21 protein-coding genes and 1 pseudogene are annotated in these 22,975 nt (G+C 64.0%); 3 read left to right on the forward strand and 19 right to left on the reverse strand.

What is annotated here, in order from left to right; all coding sequences use genetic code 11:
• Nucleotides 1-94 precede the first annotated feature (94 nt).
• A pseudogene (locus JQ46_RS02920) lies at nt 95-244 on the forward strand (ribonuclease domain-containing protein); the annotation flags it as partial.
• 7 nt (nt 245-251) lie between these two features.
• Here the strand turns inward: JQ46_RS02920 and JQ46_RS02925 are convergent.
• Nucleotides 252-1,592 (reverse strand): deoxyguanosinetriphosphate triphosphohydrolase, encoded by a 1,341-nt coding sequence (locus tag JQ46_RS02925; protein WP_034985304.1) that lies wholly within the window; start codon nt 1,590-1,592, stop codon nt 252-254.
• A 9-nt stretch (nt 1,593-1,601) separates the two neighbouring features.
• A complete protein-coding gene (locus tag JQ46_RS02930) occupies nt 1,602-2,231 on the reverse strand; it encodes a YdcF family protein (RefSeq protein ID WP_337588505.1) in 630 nt (209 codons plus the stop codon).
• A 50-nt stretch (nt 2,232-2,281) separates the two neighbouring features.
• Here JQ46_RS02930 and JQ46_RS02935 point away from each other — a divergent pair, with 50 nt between their 5' ends.
• Complete coding sequence (locus JQ46_RS02935; RefSeq protein WP_034985307.1) at nt 2,282-4,273, forward strand: TPM domain-containing protein; 1,992 nt, start codon at nt 2,282-2,284, stop codon at nt 4,271-4,273.
• Between the two features lie 545 nt (nt 4,274-4,818).
• Here the strand turns inward: JQ46_RS02935 and JQ46_RS02940 are convergent.
• The 3 genes from JQ46_RS02940 to JQ46_RS02950 form a co-directional block, all read right to left on the reverse strand.
• Nucleotides 4,819-6,444: an inorganic phosphate transporter gene (locus tag JQ46_RS02940; RefSeq protein ID WP_034985309.1), complete on the reverse strand. Its 1,626-nt coding sequence runs from the start codon at nt 6,442-6,444 to the stop codon at nt 4,819-4,821.
• 189 nt (nt 6,445-6,633) lie between these two features.
• Nucleotides 6,634-7,185, reverse strand: coding sequence for a hypothetical protein (locus JQ46_RS02945; RefSeq protein ID WP_034985311.1), 552 nt, complete (start codon nt 7,183-7,185; stop codon nt 6,634-6,636).
• Between the two features lie 2 nt (nt 7,186-7,187).
• Complete coding sequence (locus JQ46_RS02950) at nt 7,188-8,567, reverse strand: glycine--tRNA ligase (RefSeq protein ID WP_034985313.1); 1,380 nt, start codon at nt 8,565-8,567, stop codon at nt 7,188-7,190.
• Nucleotides 8,568-9,229: 662 nt separating this feature from the next.
• Between JQ46_RS02950 and JQ46_RS02955 the strand changes: the two genes are divergently transcribed.
• On the forward strand, nt 9,230-9,661 hold the full coding sequence (locus tag JQ46_RS02955; protein ID WP_034985315.1) for a Fur family transcriptional regulator: 432 nt from the start codon (nt 9,230-9,232) through the stop codon (nt 9,659-9,661).
• On the opposite strand, the gene JQ46_RS02960 is transcribed toward JQ46_RS02955, so the two are convergent.
• The 14 genes from JQ46_RS02960 to JQ46_RS03025 all read right to left on the reverse strand — a co-directional run bounded on the left by JQ46_RS02960 (nt 9,662) and on the right by JQ46_RS03025 (nt 22,922).
• Entirely contained in the window at nt 9,662-10,837 is a 1,176-nt protein-coding gene (locus JQ46_RS02960; protein WP_034985317.1) for a VIT1/CCC1 transporter family protein, read from the reverse strand.
• Nucleotides 10,834-11,583 carry an isoprenyl transferase gene (locus JQ46_RS02965; RefSeq protein ID WP_237744689.1) on the reverse strand — a complete coding sequence of 250 codons (750 nt, stop codon included), beginning with the start codon at nt 11,581-11,583 and terminating at the stop codon, nt 10,834-10,836. The genes JQ46_RS02960 and JQ46_RS02965 overlap by 4 nt, the downstream gene beginning before the upstream one ends.
• 33 nt (nt 11,584-11,616) lie before the next feature.
• Nucleotides 11,617-12,366, reverse strand: a complete 750-nt coding sequence (gene recO / locus JQ46_RS02970) for a DNA repair protein RecO (RefSeq protein WP_034985321.1) — start codon at nt 12,364-12,366, stop codon at nt 11,617-11,619.
• Nucleotides 12,367-12,414: 48 nt separating this feature from the next.
• Entirely contained in the window at nt 12,415-12,798 is a 384-nt protein-coding gene (locus JQ46_RS02975; RefSeq protein ID WP_034985323.1) for a DUF4282 domain-containing protein, read from the reverse strand.
• A gap of 3 nt (nt 12,799-12,801) precedes the next feature.
• Complete coding sequence (locus JQ46_RS02980; RefSeq protein WP_034985325.1) at nt 12,802-13,524, reverse strand: DUF4282 domain-containing protein; 723 nt, start codon at nt 13,522-13,524, stop codon at nt 12,802-12,804.
• A 169-nt stretch (nt 13,525-13,693) separates the two neighbouring features.
• A complete protein-coding gene (gene era, locus JQ46_RS02985) occupies nt 13,694-14,650 on the reverse strand; it encodes a GTPase Era (RefSeq protein ID WP_192817226.1) in 957 nt (318 codons plus the stop codon).
• Between the two features lie 64 nt (nt 14,651-14,714).
• Entirely contained in the window at nt 14,715-16,082 is a 1,368-nt protein-coding gene (locus JQ46_RS02990) for a hemolysin family protein (RefSeq protein WP_051876216.1), read from the reverse strand.
• A gap of 49 nt (nt 16,083-16,131) precedes the next feature.
• Nucleotides 16,132-16,680: an rRNA maturation RNase YbeY gene (gene ybeY, locus JQ46_RS02995; protein ID WP_005296353.1), complete on the reverse strand. Its 549-nt coding sequence runs from the start codon at nt 16,678-16,680 to the stop codon at nt 16,132-16,134.
• 55 nt (nt 16,681-16,735) lie between these two features.
• Nucleotides 16,736-17,731 (reverse strand): PhoH family protein, encoded by a 996-nt coding sequence (locus JQ46_RS03000; RefSeq protein ID WP_034985326.1) that lies wholly within the window; start codon nt 17,729-17,731, stop codon nt 16,736-16,738.
• A gap of 11 nt (nt 17,732-17,742) precedes the next feature.
• Nucleotides 17,743-18,516, reverse strand: a complete 774-nt coding sequence (locus tag JQ46_RS03005) for a 16S rRNA (uracil(1498)-N(3))-methyltransferase (protein ID WP_034985327.1) — start codon at nt 18,514-18,516, stop codon at nt 17,743-17,745.
• A gap of 3 nt (nt 18,517-18,519) precedes the next feature.
• On the reverse strand, nt 18,520-19,665 hold the full coding sequence (dnaJ, locus tag JQ46_RS03010) for a molecular chaperone DnaJ (RefSeq protein ID WP_034985329.1): 1,146 nt from the start codon (nt 19,663-19,665) through the stop codon (nt 18,520-18,522).
• Between the two features lie 79 nt (nt 19,666-19,744).
• Nucleotides 19,745-20,770, reverse strand: coding sequence for a heat-inducible transcriptional repressor HrcA (hrcA, locus tag JQ46_RS03015; RefSeq protein WP_034985430.1), 1,026 nt, complete (start codon nt 20,768-20,770; stop codon nt 19,745-19,747).
• Nucleotides 20,771-20,813: 43 nt separating this feature from the next.
• Nucleotides 20,814-22,079 carry a radical SAM family heme chaperone HemW gene (gene hemW, locus JQ46_RS03020; protein WP_034985330.1) on the reverse strand — a complete coding sequence of 422 codons (1,266 nt, stop codon included), beginning with the start codon at nt 22,077-22,079 and terminating at the stop codon, nt 20,814-20,816.
• A gap of 39 nt (nt 22,080-22,118) precedes the next feature.
• A complete protein-coding gene (locus JQ46_RS03025) occupies nt 22,119-22,922 on the reverse strand; it encodes a hypothetical protein (RefSeq protein WP_034985331.1) in 804 nt (267 codons plus the stop codon).
• Nucleotides 22,923-22,975 lie beyond the last annotated feature (53 nt).

Consider the following 22,975-nt stretch of genomic DNA (forward strand, 5'->3'; position numbering starts at 1 on the left):
ACGAAACACCCCGACAAATCCTCGGCGGCGCAACCCCACGTGAAATACTCAACGAACTATTCAAGCGTGGCGCATCCACCGCTTGATTCCGCCCCGCGAGTACACCGTGAAGACCCCGGGGCTTAACCACCGGGGTGAGCGCCGCATCGTCGTCGGCGGCGGCACTAAGACCGACCCGGACGTGTGGTATTACACGTCCGACCACTTCGAGAGCTTCTGCTCCATCCCCGACGCGGAGGACTAGCCCACGCCTAGGCCCAGGCGGCGCTGATCCCGCTGGCGCGCTTGTCCAGCCGCTCCAACCGGGATTCCGTCAGCGAGGCCACCTGGTCGATGACTACGCGGCGTGCCTCGCGGTCGGAGGCGGCGGCGTCAAACCACGAAGAAAACATTGGGTCCAGCGCGCCCGAGCCGCCGCGCCACAGGTAGTCCGTGACACGAAAGATGCGCTCGCGCTGGCGCTGCTGGTTGGCCAGATGCTGGGTCTCGTCCATGACGTACAGGACCGCGACGGACTTCAGCAGTGTGACCTCAGCCTGCACGGGCTCGGGGATCACCAGGTCGGCGGCGTAGCGGCCGAGTGCCCCCTCGCCGAACTGCTGACGAGTGCCCGTGACGGCGGCGGTGACGAAGCGGGAAACCAGCTCCGAGGTCATGGCCTTGAGCGCGGCGAGGTCCTGCATCGACCCGCCGAAATCGGCCGCGCGGGAGACCAACGTCATCGCGCGCAGACGATCGGCGGCTTCCAGCAGCTCCTCCGGGGTGCCACCGAACACGCGGGCGCCCTTCTCCGCCAGGGCGGCCAGCTCCACCAGATCCCACAGCACGCCGAAGTCGATGCGGCCGGAAAGAATGCCGTCCTCCACGTCGTGCACCGAGTACGCGACGTCGTCGGACCAGTCCATGATCTGCGCCTCCAGGCACTTCCGCCCCTCCGGCGCGCCCTCGCGGATCCACTCGAGGGCTTCCACGTCCTCGGCGTAGGCGGAGTACTTGGCGCGCTTGTTGCCGTGCTCGTCGACCGGTCCCCACGGGTACTTGCAGGCAGCATCCAAGCTAGCGCGGGTGAGGTTCAGGCCGTAGGAGACGGGCGCGGCGCCGGCTGTGTCTGCCGTGCCGGCAGCCCCAGTGCCGGCACCAGCTGTGCCTTCGCTGCCCTCCCCCAGCACCTTCGGCTCCAGCCGGGCGAGAATGCGCAGCGTCTGCGCGTTGCCTTCGAAGCCTCCACAGTCGGCGGCGGCCTCATCCAGCGCGCGCTCGCCATTGTGCCCATACGGCGGGTGGCCAATGTCGTGGCTCAGCCCCGCCAGCTCCGTCAGATCCGGGTCCGCACCCAACGTCTTGCCGATCCCGCGGGCGATCTGCGCGACCTCCAGGGAATGCGTCAGGCGGGTGCGGGGCGTATCCCCCGACCCCGGCCCCACGACCTGCGTCTTATCCGCCAGTCGCCGCAGCGCCGCAGAGTGCAGCACGCGCGCCCGGTCGCGGTCGAAGCTATCTCGCCCGTCCACCACCGCCCCGGGCAGCCCCAGGGTCTTCGGCCGGTCCGGCAGCCGCCGCTGCTGGTCGTGATCGCTATAGGGGTAACGCATGTCCTCTTCTCACTTACGCTTCTCTACTACCTCGTAGTACAGCATGCCCAACGTCTCGTGCAGGATCGAGTTGGCCTGCGACTTTCGGGTGAACACCGACGGCCCCTGGCGCGTGGGGCTCGCCCACGCATCCAGGCCCTGGTCGCGCACCATCCGGGTAGCACGCAGCGAATGCTCCGGATCCGTCACCACCACGGAAGTCCGCCAACCATTATCGTCTGCCACCTGCGCGAACGCCTCGGCTGACTTCAGCGTATCTGCACCTTCCTCCACCGGCACTACCGCCGATTCCGGAATGTCGAAGTTCTCCACCAGGTAGTTCTTGCCCGCGGCCGCCTCTGTGTACAGGTCGCCCTCTGCCTTGCCGCCCACGGTGACGATCGTCGGCGCCACGCCCTGCTCATACAGCTCCGCAGCGTGATTCAACCGCGAGGCAAACCAATTCGTCGGGTTGCCCGCGTACTGCGCTGCCCCCAGCACAAAGATCGTATCCGCCGGTCGCCTGTCGTCCGACCGCGCAAAGTGCCACACCTGGAAAGCCGTCACTCCAAACACACCCGCCGCCACCAAGAAGATGGTCAACAGCGTGATGAAGACATACTTCACCACGCGCTTCACCGGACGCCGTGCATTAGCCATGCGCAAAACCATACGCGGTTTCCCCTGTATTTTTCGTTAAGGTGGGCTGTATGAAACCGACTTTTTCCACCACTCGCTTCCTGGCAATCCTAGCCGCCGGCGCCGTACTCGGATTTGGCTCTTTTCTTATTGACGCCCCCTCGGCCCCAGCCGCTACCGCCACCAGCGAGGTGCAGCTGACATCCCAGCTCGTTGACGAGTCCGGGGTGCTGTCTGAACAGGAAAAAGCGGACATTACGGCGTCATTAAAGGAAGCAACCAAAGAATCCGGCAAGAAGCTCTACATCGTATTCGTCCCGACTGCGCCAGACAGCATCAATGCAATGGCCGAGCAGCTACGGGACCAGGACGGCACCGACAACGTAATTGTGCTGGCAGTGGCCACCGAAACGCGGCAGATCGGCTACGCCGCCGGGCCGAAGGTAAAGACTAGCGAAGCAGAGAAGCTGCAGGACGCGGCACGGGAGCACTTCGCCGACGACGATTGGGCCGGGGGCGCGCAGGCGGCGGCGGACAAGCTGGCGGGCAAAACCTCCACAGCGTCGAAGGTGTGGATGGGCGCCGGTGCCGTCGGAGTGGTCGGCGCGGGCGCCGGTGCGGTTGTGTGGTCCCGCCGCAACCGTAAGAAGACTCACGCGCAGCAGCTGGAAACCGCCCGCGAGATCGACCCGGGCAACATCGACGACCTGTACAAGCAGCCCACCGAGGTGCTGCGCGAACTGGCGGATGAGGAGCTGCACAGCACCGACGAATCCATCCGCAAGGGCGACGAAGAGCTGGCCGTCGCGCGCGGAGAGTTCGGCGAAGAGCGCACCCGCGACCTAGCAAAGGCGCTGCAGCACAGCCGCTCGACACTGAACAAGGCGTACAGCATGAACGAGCGGCTGCGCTCCGGGCTGGTGACAACTGAGCCGGAGCAGCGCGACCTACTGATCGAGATTGTATCTACCTGTGGGCAGGCAGACGACAACCTGGACGGGCAGGCCGCGCACTTTGCCGAACTGCGCCAGAAGCTGATGGATGCGCCCCAGCTGGTGGAAAAGCTCCGCCAGACCAGCATCAGCCTGCACAATCGCATTCCGAACGCGCGGGAGATCCTCAGCGATGCCGAAACTCGCGTGGACCCGGCGCTGCCGGAATCCGTACGCCAAAACCCGGACGTTGCCGAGGACGAGCTGGCGGAAGCTGAGAAGGCCCTGGACTCCGCACGCGGACTGCTGGACAAGCCAGCCGGGCAGCAAGGCGGGCTGATCGACGCGCTGGGGGCCGCGCGCATGGCACTGCAGCAAGCGGATTCGCAGCTGCTGGCCGTGGAGCGTGCGGAGGAGCACCTGCGGTCGGCGCAGTCCAACCTGCCCGCGCTGATCACCGAGGTGGAAGAGGAGATTACGGAAGCCGGGCAGCTGGATAAGTCCGGGGCGGACCTGGATAGGGAGGCTCTATACAAGGCCGTGGAGCAGGCCCGCGAGGCACTGGAGAAGGCACGGAAGGAAGGTTCTTCGGATCCGCTGGGCAGCTACTCCCAACTGCTGGAAGCCGACGGTGCGCTGGACATTGAGCTGGACGAAGCGCGCGGCAAGGCCAGCGACTTCGCCCGCACCGTGGACATGGTGGACCGGACGGTCATGGATGCAGCACAGCGGTTGGAGGCCGTGGAGGACCTGATTAAGAACCGCCGGCGGATCATCGGCGTGGATACGCGCACGGCAGCGCAGGCCGGACGAGCTGCTCTGGATGAGACTGCGCAGCTGCGGACGGAAGATCCGAAGCGGGCTCTGCGGGCGGCCCAGCGGGCTAGCCAGCTGGCGCAACAGGCCACTTCGCAGGCGCGCAAGGACATTGATGACTTCAACCGACGCAACAGCGGCTACGGCGGGTTCGGCGGTAGTGGCGGCAGCGGCAACTTTGTGACAGGCATGGTGCTGGGTTCGCTGCTGAGCGGCAACGGTGGTTTCGGCGGAGGATTTGGCGGTGGCTTCGGTGGCGGCGGTTTTGGCGGCGGAGGCGGGGGCTTCGGCGGCAGCGGCTCCTCCAGCTTTTAGTCGAGTCTCCTCCCGCCTTTGGCTAGGGTGCTGGGCTTAGGCCCCCTGAATTCCACTCAATGCCGTTAGAAATGTCGCAAAAGTGGGAATTCGTTACCGGCACTCATTTCCAAATGTATAAAACCGCAGGTCAGCGAGTTACTGAAAAAACATAAGCGGAATTCAATTTTACAGATTCCCACTTTTACGACATTTACGACTAGCGAGGCCCTTCAGATACACCAGTACAGAAGACCCAAACCTCGGATCGACTCGAGCAGGTGCCCCACGTTTAGGCGTTCCACATTCTGGCGCCCCCGCATTCTCCGGGCAGCAAAAAGCCCCCGCATTCTCCGGGCAGCAAAAAGCGCCCGCCCCGAAGGGCGAGCGCCTTGAATCAACAATGCCGGACCAGCTATCAGGGCCTGCAGTAACGCGCCAGCCATCCGAGCCTGCAGTAACGCGCCAGCCAGTCGGGCCGGGCCAGCAACTTCAGCCGGGCCAGCTAGCCGAGCCTGCAGTAGCAAGCCAGCTAGCCGGGCTAGGCCAGCGGCAAGTAGTTTGCTTTAGAAGATCACGCGCAGCACGGAGACCGTACCGCCTGCGATGATGGCGGCAGCCGGGAGGGTGATAACCCAAGCCAGGGCGATGGGCTTCATCAGGCCCCAGTTGGCGTCCTTGTTAACCAGGCCAACGCCCAGAACTGCACCGATCAGAATGTGAGTGGAGGAAACCGGCAGACCCAGCACGGATGCGCCCATAACCACGGCAGCTGCGGACAGCTCTGCAGCGAAGCCAGAAGCCGGGTGCATCTTGGTCAGACCGGAGCCAACGGTGCGGATAACGAAGCGGCCAATAAACCACAGGCCAGCAATCAGAGCAACACCCATCGCAACCATCACGGGCAGTGCCACGCCAGATTCCTCAGAGATGGTGTTGGTCTTCAGAACGTCCAGCACTGCAACGAACGGTCCAAGCGCGTTAGCGATGTCGTTGGAGCCGTGGCTGAATGCGAAAGCAGACGCGGTAAACACCTGCATCCAGCTGAACAGCAGGAAGGTCGAACGGTTCAGAGCCTGCTTCTTCAAGGTACGGGAGAAGATGTACACAGCCATCCAGACAACAGCTGCCACCATGCCCATGATCAGGAAGTTGCCCAGGCTGGACAGCTCCAGGTTCATGTTCTTCAGGCCCTTGAACAGCAGCATCGCGGAAATGATGATGGAACCACCTGCGGCCAGCAGCGGCACCCAGGTATCCAGGGCGTGGTGCGCCTCAACCTCGTCGACAGACTTGTTGATGCGGTGCAGCTTCTTGTAGTAGTCGGACTCCAGGTCCTCCTCGGTATAGCCGTGCTCGCGCATCGTGGTCGAGTCGCGGATCATCGCATCGGTCAGCGCCAGCTGCTCTTCCTCGCTGAGCTGACCGAAGGCGATCTTGTGCTGAATGTTCAGCTCCTTCTTTTCCTTCTTGATCTCTTCGAGGCGCTGATCTGCCAGCTCGTTGTAGACCAAGATGCCACGCTTAATCGCGCCATACAGAAGGTAGGCAACTATTCCGCCCAAGGCAGGAGACAGAACCCAAGAGATAGCAATCTTGCCAACGGCACCCCACTGGACCATGGACCAGCCACCAGTGCCGGTGACGAAACCGACGGTCAGAGCCGCACCCACGATACCGCCCACGATGGAGTGTGTGGTAGACACTGGCCAACCCATGCGAGTCGCCACCAGCAGCCACACAGCCGCACCCAGCAGCGAGGCCATCATGATGTAGGCGAAGTTCATCGGCTCGAGGTTGTCGATAGCACCCAGGTCAACAATGCCGGAACGGACCGTATCCGTAACCTCGCCACCAGCCAGTACAGCTCCGGAAACTTCGAAGATGGCGGCCACAACCAGGGCTTGCTTCATGCTCAGCGTGCCCGCACCCACGGAGGTACCAAAGGAGTTCGCGACGTCATTACCACCGATATTGAACGCCATGAACACGGCGAAGATGATGGTGGTCAGCAGCACGATCACATTGGCGTTGTCACCGACGTAGTCGTGCGCCCACAGGCTGAAGGTCACCAGGGTGATGGCCATGAGGCCACCGAAGAATAGGTGCCACCAGGTATTATTCTCGTTTTCGGGCACAGGGGTGATGCCCGTGGCCGACGATGGCGCGGCCGTTTCGGTTGTCGTCGACAAGATTCCTCCAAAACGTCAAGATGTCAGACAGAAACACCTTCTCCGATGGAGGTAAAAAACACGGGATTTAATGGTGAACAGAAGGTTAATGGGGGTTGAAATCTTGCTACCTATTTAGTTTGGGCAAACCCTCGACATGCGGTTTTAGTCAAACCAAACCCAGCTCCCCGCCAACCCCAATCCGGCGTTTTAGATGAACCCAATCCAGTAGAGCACCACGACCGGGATGCACAGCAGCAGCGCGATGGTGATCGCCCACGAAGAGCTGATCATCCGCGTCTCCATGCACAGCCGCGCCGCCCAGGAAATGAACACGCGCACGTCGATCGGCAGCTTCTCCCCCGCACCCTCGAACTCCACGTGCAGGTTCCGCAGGCCACGGTTCTCGCTGGTGAACTGCCCCACCTTCTCGCCATCGATGTCCAGCACGAAGTTCTTCTTCGTCTCCGCAATGATCGTCACGTGGTGCCGGTCGGCCTGCACCTCGTAACGGTCCGACTTGCCGAAGCTCTTGCCGTTGCCGGTCACTGTCCAGGTGCCCGTCTGGGTCGTCGCCGATGCGGTGCAGCCATCGCTACTGTCGGGGCCGTGCAGCTGCCACGTGTCGCCACCGAAGCGGATGTTGGTGACGCCGCGCTCGTCGGCGAATTCCGCCACCTTTACGAGGTCATTGCTGGGACCTTCGTAAATGGGGAACGTGTGTCCGTCACTCGGCAGGCCCCAGCGAATGTCACTCGACATGCTTAGCAGCCCGCCAGTCGTTCAGCGAAGTAGCTCTGCAGATCCTCGATCTTGATGCGCTCCTGCTCCATGGTGTCGCGCTCGCGGACGGTCACGGCATTGTCCTCGAGGGTGTCGAAGTCAACAGTCACGCAGAATGGCGTACCGATCTCGTCCTGGCGACGGTAGCGGCGGCCGATAGCACCGGAGGTGTCGTAGTCCACGTTCCAGAAGCCGCGCAGCTGGTCGGCGATCTTCTCCGCGGTCGGCGTCAGCGTCTCCTTCTTGGACAGAGGCAGAACTGCGATCTTGACCGGAGACAGACGACGGTCCAGCTTCAGCACCGTGCGGGTGTCCGTGCCACCCTTCGCATTCGGTACTTCTTCTTCCGTGTAGGCGTCAACAAGGAAGGCCATCATCGCACGGCCAAGACCGGCGGCGGGCTCGATGGTGTACGGGATCCAACGCTCGTCCGCAGCCTGGTCGTAGTAGCTGAGGTCCTCGCCCGAGCCCTCGGAGTGAACGCGCAGGTCGTAGTCGGTGCGGTTGGCCACGCCCTCGAGCTCGCCCCACTTGGAGCCGTTGAAGTGGAAAGCATACTCCACGTCCACAGTGCGCTTGGAGTAGTGGGACAGCTTCTCCTGCGGGTGCTCGTAAAGGCGCAGGTTATCGGGGTTAATACCCAGGTCGATGTACCACTGGTGGCGATCATCGATCCAATACTGGTGCCACTCTTCGTCCTCGCCCGGCTTGACGAAGAACTCCATCTCCATTTGCTCGAACTCGCGGGTGCGGAAGATGAAGTTACCCGGGGTGATCTCGTTGCGGAAGGACTTGCCAACCTGCGCGATGCCGAACGGCGGCTTCTGGCGGGAGGTGGTCATCACGTTCTTGAAGTTCGTGAAGATACCCTGCGCGGTCTCCGGGCGTAGGTAGTGCAGGCCCTCCTTGTCATCCACCGGGCCCAGGAAGGTCTTCAGCAGACCGGAGAAAGCCTTCGGCTCGGTCCAGGCGCCCGGCTGGCCGGTCTCTGGATCATTGATGTCGGCCAGGCCGTTTGCCGGCGGGTGGCCGTGCTTCTCCTCGTAAGCCTCCAGCAGGTGGTCCGCGCGGTAGCGCTTGTGGGTGTGCAGGGACTCAACCAGCGGGTCGGTGAATACCTCGACGTGGCCGGAGACCTCCCAGACGCGCTTCGGCAGGATCACGGAGGAATCCAGGCCGACGACGTCGCGGCGGGAAGTAACCATGTGGCGCCACCACTGGCGCTTGATGTTCTCCTTCAGCTCGACGCCCAGCGGACCGTAATCCCAGGCAGAGCGGGTGCCACCGTAGATCTCGCCGCAGGGATACACCAGCCCCCTGCGCTTGGCTAGGTTGACGACGGAATCAATGGTGCTTGCCATGGTTGGCGTGTCTCCTTGGTCGAGGTGTTCGTGCAAGAAATGCAGGTTTCGCTTTCCAGCTATTGTGCCCAACATTCTAACCCGTTCAAGGCGAAAGCCAACGGTCGGGGTGGGAGCGCCGAATGTGTCGCTGCATTTCGGCGCAACCACCGCTGCAGCCGGCCGAAGGGGCGTCATAAAAATGGGTGAAGATAAAAAAGAACCCGCGGTTAGGGGGGGGTAAATACCGCGGGTTCCGGCCACGCTTTCCTCGTAAAGAGAATGGGGCCTGTTCCCTTTAGCTGGAAGCTGCGAAGGGGGGGATTACGCACGCTCCCAAGGGAACTGCCTTAAATCTAGCCCGGGAGTTTCTAGAAAGTCAAGCGTCCGGAGCACATTATTTGGGCATATTTTTCCGGCTCGCCGCTGTTGCGTGCGGGCTCAGGTTCTGGTGGCCACTGCACCGCGCACGCGGCGACCACACACCGCTATCGTGCCGCACTGGAGCTGCCCTAGAAGGACTTATCGAAAGCTTATTGAAAATTACCAGCAAGATCCCTATTGTGGGTAGTTACCGCAGGTTGACTGCTGCAGAAGCGGTATTAGTTAGCCACACAGCGCACGTTTGAAGCACATTTAGAGCACATTCAAAGCACTTTTAGAGCACAAGGAGCGAGCTCACCGTGAGCACCCCAGCTACCAACAAACTTCCCAAGATCGGCCAGCGCAACACCCGCCAACGACGCGCTGTGGCGGAGCTATTGGAAGGCCTCACCACGTTCTGCAGTGCCCAGGACATCCACCAGAAGCTCGTAGCCCAAGGCCACAAGGTCGGCCTGACCACCGTGTACCGCACGCTGCAGCAGATGGCGGAAGCCGGCGCGATCGATACGCTCTACGACGATTCCGGCGAGACCCTCTACCGCGCCTGCGCCACCGACGACCACCATCATCACCTGGTGTGCACCTCCTGCCGCCGGACCGTGGAGATCGACGGCGGCCCCGTCGAGGACTGGGCCGCGGAGACCGCAAGGAAGTTCGGCTACGAAAAGTCCGGCCACACCGCCGAGATCTTCGGCCTGTGCGGGGACTGCCAGAAGAAGTCCGCCAGCTAACTAGACGTTAAACAGCGAGCCGAGCAGGTAGGTCGCCCCGGCAGCGCCGAAACCGATAAGCAATTGACGCAAAGCGCGTCGGCCCGGCTCCACGCCAGACAGCAAGCCCACCACAGAGCCGGTAAACATCAAGGCCAGGCCCACCATCACGCAGGCGACAATCGCCGCGGTGGAGCCCGACAGGCCGAAGATATACGGCAGCACCGGGATCAAAGCGCCAACCGCGAAGCAGAAGAAACTGGAGACCGCAGCGGACAAGCCGGAGCCGCCATCCTCGTGTTTGGGAGCCGCGTGCTCCGCCATGCTCTCCCCGGCGCCCTGCACGGACACAGTGCCAACCTTCTCTGCATCGAAGGCCTGCTCCCCTACCGGCTGGTTCGTCTCGATGATCGAATCGAAAACGCGGCGGGCGCGGTCGGCGGCCTCCTGCTCGCTCATGCCACGGGCGCGGTACACCAGCGCCAGCTCGTTCTGGTTCACGTCCAGGTTCGGCAGCGAGCGGCTAGCGTTCGGATCCGGGGCATTCGCACCCAGCAGCTCCTTCTGCGAGGTCACGGACACATACTCGCCAGCAGCCATCGACAGCGCGCCAGCCAGCAGGCCAGCGATACCGGTGACCAGCACCAGGTGGGAAGATCCACCCGTGCCGACCATGCCCAGTACCAGCGCCAGGTTCGAAACCAGGCCATCATTCGCGCCGAAGATAGCAGCGCGGAAATCGCCCGACATGCGGGCGCGCCCGCGCGCGGCCAGGCCACGGACAACCTCGGCGTGAATCGTCTCGTCCGCCGCAAGCTGGTCGTCGGCGTCCGCATCCGAAATGTACTCGTTGCGCTGCTCCGAGGATTGCATCAGAGCCAGCACGAACACCGATCCGAAGCGTCGCGCCATCCACGCCTTCATGCGGGTATCCAGGCTGGCCTTGCGCGGCAGACCCACGTATTCACCGAGGCGGTTCTTCCAATAGGCCTCGTGGCGCGCCTCTGCTTCTGCAAGCCCCAGGAGGATGGCGCGCTCCTCGCCGGTCTTCTTACGCGCCAGCTCGCGGTAGACGGCACCCTCGGCACGCTCGTTGGCCAGGTACTGCTGCCAGCGGGCGATCTGGCGCTTCGTCGGCTGCGGCTGCTCGACCTGCTCGGCGGCATCCGCCCCGTTTGCACCGGTCACGTCGCTCACTTCACACCTCCAAAGCGCCTATCGCGCTTCGCAAACTCCAGCACCGCCGCCCGCAGGTGGTTCGGCGTGTAATCCGGGAACAGCACATCCTGGTACACCATCTCCGCGTAGGTGGACTGCCACGGCAGGAAGTTCGAGGTTCGCATCTCGCCCGACGGCCGCAGGAACAGATCCACGTCCGGCATGTCCGGCTCGTCCAGGTAGCGGGCGAACGTCTTCTCGTTCACCTGCCGGGGCTTCAGCCGACCGGCCTTCACATCCTCGGCGATCCAGCGCGCCGCGTCCGCGATCTCCGCCCGGCCACCGTAATTCACGCACATGCCCAAGGTCATGGTCGTGTTGTTCTTCGTCAGCTCCTCGGCCTGCTCCAGCTCCGCAATCACGGTGCGCCACAGACGCGGGCGGCGCCCCACCCAGCGGATCCGCACCCCCAGGCTGTTCAGGTAGTCGCGCTGGCGGCGCAGCACGTCGCGGTTGAAGCCCATCAAAAAGCGCACCTCTTCGGCCGAACGGCGCCAGTTTTCGGTGGAGAACGCATAGGCCGAAAGGTAATCCACGCCCAGCTCGATGCACTCCTCCACCAAGGACATCAGCACAGCCTCGCCCCGGCGGTGCCCCTCGGTGCGGACCATGCCGCGCTCCTCAGCCCAGCGCCCGTTGCCGTCCATCACTAGCGCAATGTGCTTCGGGCGGAGCTCTTCCGGAATCTCGGAACGGTCCACGTGCGGATATTCAGTGCTACTCACCCGTACCATATTGCCACACGCGCACCACTGCCCCTATAGCGCCGCGTAAGCCGGGCAGCCTACCTCGAGCTGCTGTCGCACGTGTGCCAGTAGCAGGCGGTGCGATTGTGCCGCGATGTCTTGCCCCTGCTGGTCGCGGAGTACTTGGGCTGCTTGTTCGTGACGCCCCTTCTTCAGCAGCCACAGGGCGTGTACCGCCGCCGACGGCGGCGTGAACGCGCCCGGAGGCCTGCACGTCACGCACACCGCACCACCGGCCCCCGGGTGGAACGCCCGGTGGGGGCCGCGCTTGCCGCACTGCGCGCAGTCGACCAGGCTGGGCTCCCAGCCGGCGACTTCCAGGCCATGCAGCACGAACTCGTCGGCCACGCTGACCGGAGGGAGGGCTGAGGTGGTTAGTTGCTGGAGCGCGGCGTCCAAAAGAAAAAAGATCGAGTGCGCCGACGAAGGCTCGGCGGCAAAGACCTGGGCCATCTCCAGCATCGCCGCGCCAGCGTAGAAGCGATCGACATCCGCGACGATCGGCGAGGCGTAGGTGGCGACGGTGGCGGCGTCGGTGACGTTGGCCAGTGAACGGCCAGGATAAATCTGCACGTCAACGCGGGAAAAACGGTCCAGACGGGCACCGAAACGGGAGCGGGTTTTGCGGATGCCCTTGGCTACGGCACGGATCAGGCCATTGTCCTTGGTGAGTAGGACGAGGATCAGGTCGGCCTCACCCAACTTGTAGGTACGAAGCACAAAGGCCTCGTCCCGAAAGCTGGGACGAGACCTTCTACTCATAGGCAGCAAGTATAGCGCTTGCCCGAAAGTACTCGAGCTAAGCCAAAGCTAAACGGACATACCCCGCTGCTTGATGCGAGCCCACGCGGCGGAAGTACTGGTCAGCGCCGCGAAGACCTCCAGGACAATACGGACGACCGCCAGGTTAACGATCGACTGGAAGATCGAAACCACGGAGGAAATCAGCTTGGCTCCAACGGAATCCCCGCCGCTCAAATCCACCTTCGCATAGGCCTGGCCTTGATCGGAGTAGGACCCATAGGCAGAGAACTCGAGGAAGGAACTATTGGTCCAGGTTCCGATCAAAGAGAACAGCAGGTACAGACCGATCACGATCGTGGCGAGGATGTAAAGCACTCGCAGGAAAGAACGGGTCGTGTACTTCTCAAAGTTAACGTCGAAGAGCCCGGAAAGAAAAGATTCGTTTCCCATCGGCTAGCTCCCGTTGGTCGAGTTACGCGCCTGTCGCTCGTCGATGGACTGCACCGACTGCGCGGTGCGGATGATGGACACAGCGACCTCCAGACCAACGCGGTAGACCGCCAGCCACGCCGCGGCACCGAGGAGCACCAGCGGGATGCCGATGAGCGCCAGGATGATTGCGGAAGCGTCCTGCGCCATCGCCGCAAGCAGGCCGATGATCGCCAGCAGTACGACGAGGCCGACGACGATCATCAGCAGGATGTACAGCACCTTCACCACCGACGGGGTGACGTAGCGGTTAAAGCTGAAGTCGAACAGGGCGGCGAAGAAACCGTCGTTGTCGGTGCCCGTCGTGTTCGCCATCTGCTGGTTCGGGTAAGCCTGGAAACCGGCCGCACCCTGCGGCTGGTTCTGCTGGCCCCAAGGCTCCTGCTGGCCGAACTGGTTCTGGTCGAACTGGTTCGTGTCGTACTGACCCGGCTGGCCGTAGGAGCTCGGCTGGGAGTACTGGTCCTGCTGGCCGAACTGATCCTGGCCGTAGGAACCGTACTGACCCTGCTGGTCCTGGCCGTACTGGCCGAAGCCCTGGGAGTAGTCCTGCGTCTGGTCCTGTCCGGAACCGTTGTTCAGGCCGCCGTTATCGCCAGCGCCGTAGCCAGCGCCATTGTCGCCAGCACCGTCCGCCGAGTGCTTGCCGGAATCATCGGAACCGTAGGGGTTAGACGGAGTTGTCACTAGTAGCCCTTCCTAGCGGCGCAATCCATGCGCCTGGTTAGGGGCGCGCCATGCGCCACGAAATTTCAAGATCAAGGTCTAGACCAAACTATCGCACTTCGCTTCCGCGCACCGGCTCAGAACCAAAAAATGGTCAAACCCAGTTCAGCCCCAGGTCAAGACCAAGCCGCTAGAACCCCATCCGTCCCAGCTGCTTCGGGTCCGACTGCCAGTTCTTCGCCACCTTAATGTGCACGTCCAGATATATGTTCTGGTCCAGCATCTTCACGATCTCCAGCCGCGAGCGGTGGACGATGCGCGACAGGCGCCGACCGTCCTTGCCCCGCAGGATCGCCTTCTGGCCTTCGCGCTCCACGTAGATCACCGCGTGCACGTCCAACACGCCCTCGCGCTGCGGGTTCGGCACAACCTCCTCGATCTGCACGGCCACGGAGTGCGGCAGCTCGTCGTGCAGTCCTTCCAGCGCGGCTTCGCGGATCAGCTCGGCCATGCGGGTATCGCGGTCGTCGTCGGTCACGTGGTCGTCCGGGTAGAACTTCGGCCCCTCCGGAAGCTGGTCGCGTAGCACGTCCAGCAGCACGTCCAGCTGCACTTGCTTGGTGGAGGAAACCGGCACCACGTCCGCCCCATCCAGCAGTTCGTGTAGCGCCAGCAGTTGCGCGCCAACCTGGTCCTTGGAGACCTTGTCCAGCTTCGTCACCACACCGATCAGCGGAGTCTTCGGGGCGACGGAACGCACGGCGTCCACAATCCAGCGATCCCCCGGGCCGATCTTCTCGTCCGCGGGCACGCACATGGCGATGACGTCCACATCCGAGTACGTTTCCTTCACCACCTCGTTTAGCCGCTCGCCGAGCAGCGTGCGGGGCCGGTGCAGTCCGGGAGTGTCCACCAGGATGATCTGCGAGTCCTCGCGGTGGACGATGCCGCGGATCGGGTGGCGCGTGGTTTCCGGCTGGTCGGCGGTGATGGCGATCTTCTCCCCCACCAGCGCGTTCGTCAGGGTGGACTTGCCGGTGTTGGGGCGGCCGACAAAGCTGACGAACCCGGAGCGGAAGCCCTCCGGAGCGCGGTATTCCTCCGGCACTTCCATCTCTTCGGGCGCCACGCCCGCCCCTTCGGGCATTCCCGCGCCCGGGTCGAAGGGGTCTTCGGGGATATAAGGATCGTTCATGGTCATTAAGTATCCCTTATTCCTGTTCTTTATCGCCAGCGGCTTTATCTTGTTCCGCCGCCTCACCAACGCGGCCAGCATTACCAGTGCCTTCAGGCTGCTGCTCGCGGGTCACCACGGCGGTACGGATCTTCACGCGCCCACGGCGGTCGCGCCCGCCCTCGTAACGGACATGCAGACCGGCGGTGGAAATCTCCGCCCCCGGGATCGGCACCCTGCCCAGCTCGAAGGCTCCAAGGCCGTAGACGGTATCCACTTCCTCGTGCTGCGCCTCGCTGAACTCTACGTCCTCGAAAAGCTCCTCGAGTTCCTCCAGCGACAGGCGCGCCTGCACCCGGTAGCTGCCGTCCTCCAGCGGCTCGATCGGCGCTTGCTCCGACGTATCGTATTCGTCGGTGATCTCGCCGACGATCTCCTCCAGGATGTCCTCAATAGAGATCAACCCCGCCACGGCACCGTATTCGTCGATGAGCATGGCGATGTGAATCTGGTCGCGCTGCATGTCCTCCAGCAGGTCGTCCAGCTTCTTCGAGTCCGGCACGAACACGGCAGGCCGCATGCAGTCGCGCACGCGGATGGAGCTGCCGCCGTCGGTCATGTGATAGGTCTCTGCGATGAGGTCTTTGAGGTAAATGACGCCCACAATGTCGTCCACGTCATCGCCCACCACGGGCAGGCGGGAAAGACCGGTGCGCACGCACAGGCTGGTGGCCTGGCCGGCGGTCTTGTCGGCCTCGATCCACACCATCTCTGGCCGCGGCACCATCACGGAGCGAGCCGAGGTGTTGGCAAGGTCGAATACGGATTGGATCATCCGTCGCTCGTCCATCTCCACCACACCTCGTTCGGAGGCGATGTCCACCATCTCGCGCAGCTCGATTTCGGAGGCGAAGGGACCATTGCGGAAACCCCGGCCGGGGGTCAGCACGTTACCCGCGCCGACCAGCAGCTTGGCGATGGGGCCCAGCAGCTTGGATAGGCCCAGTAGGATCGGGGCAGTCGCCAGGCTAATGGTGTACGGGTTCTGCCGGCCGAGCGTGCGGGAGAGCACGCCGATCAGGATGAACGTCAGCAGCGTGACGATCACGATGGCGGTGGCGAAAGCCCAGCCGCGCGAGCCCATCAGCTCCACACACGCGGCGGCGGCCAGCACCGCGCCGGAGACCTCACAGATGGTGCGGAGCAGCACCAGCAGGTTAATGTGGCCAGCCCGCCCCTCGAGCACCCGCTCCAGCCGGGCCGCGCCCGGGCGATCCTCCTTTACCAGGTTCTCCACCCGCGCCGCGGAGAGCGAGGACACTGCCGTTTCCACCAGCGACAGCACACCTCCGAGGAAAAGTGCAAGGATCGCGAACGGGATGGATAAGGGGATGTCGATCGTCATCTTTCGAAGCTTCTAGGTCTTCCTGAGTTTGAGTGGGGTCTAGTGGGTTCTAGTTCTGGGTATCGTCGCGGTCCGCGGCGCTGGGGAAGGCCCCGGCGCCGGTTGGCTTCGGGGCGAAGCTCACGCCGCGCTCCTCCTGGGAGTCGTACCAGTTCGCCAGGATCTCATTCTGCAGGGCGAACATCTTCTGCTCGTCCTCCGGGGTGACGTGGTCGAAGCCCAGCAGGTGCAGCACCCCGTGGACGGTCAGCAGGTCGAGCTCGTGAGCCAGGGAGTGACCCGCACGGGTCGCCTGCCCTTCGGCAAAGTCGGGGCACAGCATGATGTCACCCAGCATCGCCGGGGAGGGCTCCGCCGCATCCTTGCGGCCCCAACCTGGCGTCAATTCGTCCATAGGAAAGCTCATCACATCGGTAGGGCCGGGCAGATCCATCCACCTAACGTGCAGGTCCTCGATGGTTTCCAGGTCCACAATGTGGATAGATAGTTCGGCGGCCGGGTGGACGTCGAGGGTCCACAGGGCGTAGCGGGCGACGTCGATCAACTCTTCCTCGTTGACCTCGCCGCGGCCGGATTCGTTAAAAACTTCGATGCTCATTGGGTGCTTGCCTTTGGTAGTTCGTGCTTGCCGCTAGATTTCCGCTAGATTTCCGTTAAATTTCATTGTCCAGCTCGTAGGTGCCATAGGCCTCCACGATCTTGGAGACCAGCCGGTGGCGCACCACGTCGTCGGAATCCAAGTTGATGATCGACACGCCATCCACGCCCTGCAGAACCTGACGGGCAACCTTCAGGCCGGACTCCTGACGGTTCGGCAGATCCACCTGGCTCAAGTCGCCGGTGACCACCATCTTGGAGCCAAAGCCCAGGCGAGTCAGGAACATCTTCATCTGCGCCGGAGTGGTGTTCTGCGCCTCGTCCAGAACCACAAAGGAATCGTTGAGCGTGCGGCCGCGCATGTAGGCCAGGGGCGCGACCTCAATCACGCCGGTATCCATCAGCCGGGGAATCGTCTCCGGATCCACCATCTCCCGCAACGCATCGTGCAACGGACGCAGGTAAGGGTCAATCTTGTCACTCAGCGTGCCGGGCAGAAAGCCCAGCTTCTCCCCTGCTTCCACTGCCGGACGGGTAAGGATGATGCGATTGACGTCCTTGGCCTGCAGGGCCTGCACGGCCTTGGCCATCGCCAGATACGTCTTGCCGGTACCGGCCGGGCCGATGCCGAACACGATCGCGTCCTCGTCGATGGCCTCCACGTATTCCTGCTGTCCAGGGGTCTTCGGGCGCACCGTCTTGCCCCGGTAGGAAACGATGGGTGCGGAATCGCTGCTGGAAACGAGCGCCGGGGCTTGTTCCTCCACCAGAGTGATCGCCCGCTTCGTGGCGGCCGGATCCACCGCATGGCCGCGGCTGACCAGGTTGATCATCTCCTGCAACACCCGTCGGGCCTGGGAGACCTCGGAGGCCTCGCCGCGGATCGTCACGCGGTTGCCGCGGGTCAGGATGTCCGCGTCGAAAGCATGTTCCAGCACCCGCAGGTTCTCATCTGCCGGGCCGGCGACGGCCAGGACCGAATCCGGGTCGAGCTCCACAGTAGAGCTGGCTACGCGGGGGCGCGGTGACCTGGCGGAGTTGGAAGACGTCATGTATATCGATCCTACCGCCAACGGTCCGTGACAGCGCCGATGGCGCCCAGCGCAACGGCGGCTGCGGTGGCGGTGCGCAGAACTTCCGGCCCCAGGCGGACCGGGGTAGCTCCCAGCCGTTCGAACTCAGCTAGCTCCTCCGGGCTGATGCCACCCTCGGGGCCGACGACGAGGGCGATCTCGGTGGCGGCAGCTTCGCTGCCGTTGGCGCTAGCGGCATTCACTGCAGCGGTGACGGCCGCGGGCAGCGGCTCAGTGGCCTCCTCATGCAGCACCAGCACGCGCACGGCGCCGGTCTCCCCCAAGCCCAGCTCCCGCGCCAGGTCCTGCGGGCTGCGCACCAGCTGGGTAACCTCCGGGATCTGCAGGCGGCGGGACTGCTTGGCGGCCGCACGCGCCGCGTTCTCCCACTTCGCGTGCGCCTTGGCCTCCTTGCCATCCCACTTAGCGATAGCTCTGCGGGCGGCCCACGGCACAATCCGATCCGCGCCCGCCTGCACCGCCAGATCCACAGCTAGCTCCGCCCTATCGGACTTTGGAATCGCCTGCACCACCGTCACCCGCGGGTGTGGGACGGGCAGCTCAAGAATGTCGGTGACCTCCACGGTGGCGTCACCAAGAAAAGAACCTTGCACCGCGCGCGCAGCGCCATCGGTGACGACCAACCCCTCGCCCACCTCAAGGCGCTTGACGGAGGCGTGCTTGGCCTCCGCGCCGGTCAGACGGAAACGATCCCCGACGGCGACCGGCTCGGGGATCGGGTGGATGAACACCGGATCCGTCATGGGCTAGCGGCCAAACTTCGAGCGCAGACGGGAGAAGAAGCCGCTGTGGGACTCGTCCTTCGAAGCCACGCCCGCGTTCTGGGAGCTGGCCTCGCGCAGCTTCTCCAGCAGGTCGCGCTGCTTGTGGTTGAGGTCTGTGGGGATCATGACCTCCACGTGGGCAATCAAGGAACCGTGGCCCTCGCGGCGCAAGTGCGGCATGCCTTTCTCAGACAGGCGAATGGTGGCATCCGGCTGAGTGCCCGGCGCGATGTCGACGGTCGCGATGGAATCGTCCAGCAGCTTGACCTCCACGGACGTGCCCAGGGCTGCGTCTACCGCCGGCACCTGCAGGTTCACGTGCAGGTCGTCGGACTCGCGGATGAAGTACGGGTGCTCGGTGGTGTGCACCTCCACGTACAGGTCGCCTGCCGGGCCGCCGCCCGGGCCGACCTCACCCTTGCCGCTCATGCGCAGGCGCATGCCGTCGGAAATGCCGGCGGGGATGGAAACCTTGAGGGTCTGGCGGTCGCGCACGCGCCCGTCGCCCGCGCAGTTCTCACACGGGTCCTCGATGACCTCGCCGGTGCCCGCGCAGCGGTGGCAGGCGCGACGGACCTGCACGCGGCCCAGCATGGAATTCTGCAGCTCCATGACCTCGCCCGCGCCCTGACAGGTCGGGCAGGTCACAGGTGCGGCCTTGGAGGCCGAGCCCGAGCCGTCGCACACGTCGCACAGCACGGCGGTTTCCACGGTGATCTCGCGGTCGATGCCCGCGTAGACCTCCTCCAGGGTGGCCTCCAAGTGCACCAGGGCATCGTTACCGCGGCGCACGCGGGACTCGCGCGGGCCGCGTGCGCCGCCGCCACCGCCGAAGAATGCGTCGAAGATGTCGCCCAGGCCGCCGCCGGAGAAGCCCCCAAATCCGCCGCCACCCGGCTGGCCGAAGCCCTGCTCCTCCGGGTCGCCACCAGCGTCCACGATCTGGCGCTTCTGCGGGTCCGTCAGCACCTCCTGGGCCAGGGAGGCCTCGCGGAACTTCTCCGCAGCCTCCTCGGAGGGGTTGACGTCCGGGTGGTACTTGCGCGCCAGGCGGCGGTACGCCTTCTTAATTTCGGCGTCCGTAGCGTCGCGATCCACACCGAGGATTCCGTAATAATCTCGAGCCACGTTCAGCGGGTCCTTTTCACGTCTATCTTTAGTTGCTTGCAGTCTTTAGTGCTTAACCAACTGCACTATCCTACTATTCCTACTCTTCGCTCAAAATCCGCGAGACGTAGTGCGCCACGGCCGTCACAGAGGAAATGGTGCCGGAGTAGTCCAGGTGGGTTGGCCCCACCACTCCCATTCCGCCGAGCACCGCGTTGGCGTTGCCGTAGCCGGTGGATACAACGGAGGCGCCGCGCAGCTCCTCGTCCTCGTTCTCCTCGCCGATGCTCACCTGCACCTGCAGGTCGCGCACGCTATTCAGCAACTTCAGCACCACCACCTGCTCTTCCAGCGCCTCCACCACGGGGCTGAGTTCGCTGGTGCGCATCAGGTTGGGCGTGCCCGCCAGGATCAGCCGGTCGTTTGGACGTTCGAGCAGGGTCTCCACCAGCACAGTCGTCACCACAAGTGCGACGTCGCGCAGTTCCTCGGGCATGCTGTTGCCCTTGGCCTCGTTGGCCAGGGCGGCGATGTTGGTGCATGCGTCGTCCAGGGTGCGCCCCACCATCGCGGAGTTCACCAGGTCGCGCAGCCGTGGCAGGTCGTCGTCGCTGATCGGCTGGCCTAGGTCCACGTTGCGCTGGTCCACGCGTCCGGTGTCGGTGATCAGCACCAGCAGGATGCGGTGGCTGCCCAGCTTCACCAGCTCGCAGTGCTTCACCCGCCCGCGCCGCAAGTCTGGCATCTGCACCACGGCCACCTGGCGGGTCAGCTGGGATAGCAGTTGCACGCTGCGGCGCAGCACGTCTTCTAGGTCCACCCCGTGTTCCAGGAATTCCAAGATCGCGCGGCGCTCAGGGGTACTGAGCGGCTTGACCTCGTGGATCCCGTCCACAAAGCGCCGGTAGCCCTTCACCGTGGGAATGCGCCCGGAGGAGGCGTGCTGCTGGGTGATGTAGCCCTCGGCTTCCAGCACCGCCATGTCGTTGCGAATCGTCGCGGAAGAAACACCCAGCTGGTGCTTATCCACCAGCATTTTCGAGCCCACCGGTTCGTGCGACGCGATGAAGTCGCTGACGATCGCCCGCAGCACCTGGTTCCTTCTGTGTTCAGTTCCGCTCGACAAATCCTTCACTCCTCGCGTGAGTCCGATCAGCCTCTATTAGCCCTTAAAGCCCGAGCGCCAACACGATGTCCGTGACGATCCCGTCGGCCAGGTAGCGCCCTTTATCCGTCAATCTTAGGCGCTCGCCGCGTTTATCCAGCAGCCCCAGGCCCGTATAGCGCTCGATCACCTGTTCCAGATCGGGGTTCCGGGCGGGATTAGCGGTGTTAGCGCTATCTGTTCCGCCCGTCAGCTCTGCCAGGTCCAGCCCCTCGGCCAGCCGCAGCCGCAGCATCACCTGTTCTGTACGCAGGTCGTCGTTGCTTAAGCGCTCGGTCGTCACCACCGCCCCTGGCACGGGTAGGCCATCCTTTCCTATTGACGCCCCTTCGGCCTCCCCCAGCAACCCATTCCAATAGGTCGCCGGACGCTTCGCATTCACCAGCCTCACCAGACCTGACTCGCTATGCCCTTCCCCGCGCAGCCGCACGCATCCGTGGGCGCCGGGTCCTGCGCCCCACCACTGTCCGGAGCGCCAATAGATCAGGTTGTGCTGGCATTCGCCGCCCGGTTTGGCCCAGTTAGAGACCTCGTACCAGTGAAACCCGGCCTGGTGCAGACGGGCGTCGATGGCGTCATAACGATCCGCCAGAGTGTCCTCGTCCGGGGCGGGCAGCTCGCCACGCCGCACCTTGCGCGCCATGACCGTACCGTCCTCGACGATCAGGGAGTAGGCGGAGACGTGGTCGACGTCCGCCTCCAGCACCGCGTCGAGGGTGCGCCGCAGGTCGTCATCGGTCTCGGTGGGAGTGCCGTAGATGACATCCAGGTTGATGTGCTCAAAACCGGCCCGCTTGGCCTCGCGGGTGGCCTCGATCGGGCGGCCCGGGGTGTGCTGGCGCTCCAGCACCTTCAGTACGTGCCCCATCGCGGACTGCATGCCTAAGGAGATGCGGTTGAAACCCGCCTCGCGCAGGCCTGCGAAGAACTCCGGGCTGGTGGACTCCGGGTTCGCCTCGGTGGTGACCTCTGCATCGGCTGCGATCCCCACGGTGCGACGCGCAGCGTTCAGCGCCCGGGCCAGCCCCTCGTGGCCCAGCATGGAGGGCGTGCCACCACCGAAGAAGACAGTCTGCACTTCGCCGGGGTAATCCCACACCTCGGCTGCGACCTCTAGCTCGCGTTCCAGGGCATCCAGGTAGCCGGGGATGGTGTTGCCCTCTGCAGCGCCGCCGTCGGCCGCGCTGAGCTCCTGCGGGGTGTAGGTGTTGAAGTCGCAGTAGCCACAGCGGGTGGAGCAAAAGGGGACGTGGATATAAAGGCCATGCATACTACGTGCATAGTACTAGCTGTATTAGCAGTACTGGCACTAGACCGCAGTGCCGCGCTTGCGTCGCTGCAGGCGGCCGACGATCTCCTCCACCCGGGCGCGCTCTGCCAGGAACTCCGGCGGTGCCTCGCCGCGCATGCCCGCGGCCAGCTCCGGTTGGCGGGCGATAACCTCCCGCCAGTGGCCCACCAGCTCGATGGCGCGCTGCTCTGCCTTCACGTATGCCTGCGGCAGCAGAACGGACTGGGATTCCAGGGCGCACTGCGTCTGGTTGATCACCCAGTCCTCCACCTCGCGCAGGTCCGCGCGGATGCGCTCGGCCTGCTCGCGCAGCCACATGCGCCAAGAAGCAGTAGAGGCCATCGTCGCCGGGGCGTGCTCGGCGGAAGCCTCAGCGAACTCCGCGCCACGGGCACGGCGCGGGTCACTGGCGCCGGGGGTGGTCGGGGCGGTGGCGTCATTAAGAGAACGGTGAGCGGACGCACCGGGCTTGCTGCGCATAAAGCTCAAGGTGCGACCGGGATGCGGGTAGTCGCTGCCGCGGGCAACGCTGCCACCGAGGGTGCGCGGGGTGCGCGAGGGAGTCACACCCGACATGCTGCCGGCGCGCACACCGGAGACGAAAGCCTGGCGCAGGCCGTTGAGCTCGGACAGGCCGGGGCGCACCTCGGCGCGCCCCTCCGCGACGATCTCCTCCAGCTCCAGCAGGCAGTCTTCCACCAGGTCGGCATCCCAATCGGCGATGGCCTGGGAGACGTGATTGATGTAATCGGCGATCTCGTCGCCAATGTCGTAAATATTTTGGGTGAGCTCGCGAACGCGCAGGGCAGCATCGTAGTGCACGCGTTCTCCTCTCCCCTGGGCCCGTCACAGCCCATGTGTTGGTTGATACCGCA

This window comes from Corynebacterium jeikeium (assembly GCF_000738175.1).
In the GTDB taxonomy this organism is placed as follows: Bacteria; Actinomycetota; Actinomycetes; order Mycobacteriales; family Mycobacteriaceae; genus Corynebacterium; species Corynebacterium jeikeium_C.